The 1072-nt window shown below is 38.2% G+C and carries 1 pseudogene; it reads right to left on the reverse strand.

What is annotated here, in order from left to right:
• Positions 1-1040, reverse strand: a pseudogene (locus JCM21531_RS19425) (DUF5702 domain-containing protein); the annotation flags it as partial.
• Positions 1041-1072: the final 32 nt, after the last annotated feature.

The following is a 1072-nucleotide window of genomic DNA, read 5'->3' on the forward strand; positions in this document are numbered from 1 at the left end:
GCCTTTACTGCATTTATATTCTCCTTTTCACTCTCAAATCCCCCTAAAATATACTCTACATCCGCATGGTTCGCGTCAAAGAAAACCGGCCTGTTTTTCATCAAATTTCCTCTTAAATCCAGGTCTTTCTCCAAATCCGTGGTGTAATTCGCAAAGCTTCCCATTATGTACTCATTTATATATATTTCATCTCTCAAATTATAGATACCGTCCATAAATATTTCTGATATACTCGAAAGAAAATTCAATCCGCTCTTTGAAAACTCCGTATTGTCCTTCGAAAACGATGTCTTACTCAAATCCACCGCGCCAAGCTCTTTTCCGGTTGAAGTTCCTCCACTCTTCCCTCCTGAAGCTATAATACCAAGTATATTCTTTACATGTTCCATGTCATTTTTTATTTCTTCCAGTTCCGTCCGTTTATACCCATTTTTCGACGGTACATCCTCCGGCATCGTTTTCTTGTTTTCCTTTACCGGATTTTCATCCTCGGGTCCGCCTTTTTTCGTAAAATCACTTATGGAATCCCTCGGATCCTTTTCCCCTTCCTTGGGTTTGTCAGAAATTATACCCTTGTCTGCATAATAATCAATAGGATCACCATTGACTTTACCTTTATACTCTGCTATTTTCGCCTTCACCGTCTCAATATTAAGCCTTGCACGCACTTCATCTATATCCGGAATTGCATCCCCAAAATCACTCAAACCAAGCTCTTTCATTCTCGCATTTTCTATACAATTCTTTATATCATTCAGCAGAGCAAGGTTGTGATTAAGTTCGGCAATCTTAGGAGTCAAATCCTCCGTTGATATCCTTCCTTTCTTGCTTCCAAGGTCAAGCCTTGTGGCATTCGAAAATTCATTCGTTTCTCCTTCCAGCTTCTCATTTATTTGGTCAATCTTTGCTACAGTCTCCACCGACTTTTTCATTACAGTCTCAAGTGCATTCCTGGCTTCCTCTACAGATTTTATGGTTTTGTCAATATAACCTATTAATCTATCGTTAACGTTCTTTATAAGTGTCTTCTTATCCTCCAATTCTTTTTTATTTGCTTTTATTTTTTCTTTCA

Source organism: Acetivibrio straminisolvens JCM 21531, assembly GCF_000521465.1.
Classification (GTDB): Bacteria; Bacillota; Clostridia; order Acetivibrionales; family Acetivibrionaceae; genus Hungateiclostridium; species Hungateiclostridium straminisolvens.